The 1,292-nt window shown below is 44.7% G+C and carries 1 protein-coding gene; it reads right to left on the reverse strand.

What is annotated here, in order from left to right; translation table 11 throughout:
* Nucleotides 1–533: 533 nt before the first annotated feature.
* Nucleotides 534–1,292 (reverse strand): collagen-like domain-containing protein (locus BLU58_RS17225; RefSeq protein WP_143123827.1); only part of this gene is annotated, 759 nt, incomplete at its 5' end.

The following is a 1,292-nucleotide window of genomic DNA, read 5'->3' on the forward strand; positions in this document are numbered from 1 at the left end:
TCTTCTAAGGCAATGGATGATAATAGCAGATTTACTGCATCTTCTCTGGTAATGTTTATATTCGGTGAAATATTAGGTATATTCGCTTGAGACATACTATACCTCCTTAATCATATATATTCTTTTTATATATATGATTAATTCCTTATTTGTGTACTAAATTTAGTGATATTCACTATTGTTGAAGGGAGGAAAAGTAAAAACAAGACTTTGCCAAAAGCGGGTATGTCCTAAAGCCGATTCCAAAATGAAGGAGAGATGAAGACAAAACGAATAAAGGGTATGAGTCCAGTTCAATACCGGACTCATACCCCTACAGGTTGCTTAAATCTTACATTTTTGGATTCACTTCAAAGTGTCAAATTTCAGACAGGATCTTTTATTTGATGCATTTTGAACCCCGATAGCATCCCCTGCATTTAAGGCAGTATATCCATGATGGTGACAGAATCCGGAACTGTTTCTCCTATTATTCAACCATCCAGCTACCGAAGTTGCGAAATAGAAGATCTCTTCTCGTTCAAAAACAAATGCTAATTAATTTTCATGATACTAATAGCTGTATATCCTGGTCTTCTGGTAGTAATGGCTTGGTTACCAGATTGTAAAGTTACTGCATTAGCCCCGCCATTTCTAACCGAAATCGTGTTTCCAGCGCTCATCTGACGTATATATGGTATTGTTATTGAACCCGGTCCAACTCCTGTTGTCCCACCTGCTGCCATAAGAGTATCACTAACGGCACTACCATTTATTACGTATTCAAAGATGCCTACAGATCCTGGTGCAACCGAAATTGTAGTTGTCATATAATATAGGCCTGGAATCTGTACTTGAAAGCCAGTCGCTCCGGCTATTAACGGAAGGTTTGGATCTGTTTTCGCGGCTAGATTATATGTTAAAAATGCTCCTGTAGCTAATTGAAGATTATTTGTAGCAGAATCTGCGAAATAGGAAATAGAAACGGAAGAGAGAGCTCCCGTAGGCCCAGTCGGTCCAGTGACGCCGTTTGTACCGTTCACGCCTGTGGGTCCAGTCGGTCCAGTGGCACCGTTCACGCCCGTGGGTCCAGTCGGCCCTGTGGCACCATCAGAACCAGCGCCCGTAGGACCTTGAGGTCCAGTCGATCCAGTAGCGCCATCAGAACCAGCGCCGGTCGGTCCTTGAGGCCCAGTGTTCCCTTGAGGTCCCGTAGCACCATCGGAGCCAGCGCCCGTAGGTCCCTGAGGCCCAGTGTTCCCTTGAGGTCCCGTAGCACCATCGGAGCCAGCGCCCGTAGGTCCCTGAGGCCC

This window comes from Thermoactinomyces sp. DSM 45892, assembly GCF_900107305.1.
Taxonomy (GTDB): Bacteria; Bacillota; Bacilli; order Thermoactinomycetales; family Thermoactinomycetaceae; genus Baia.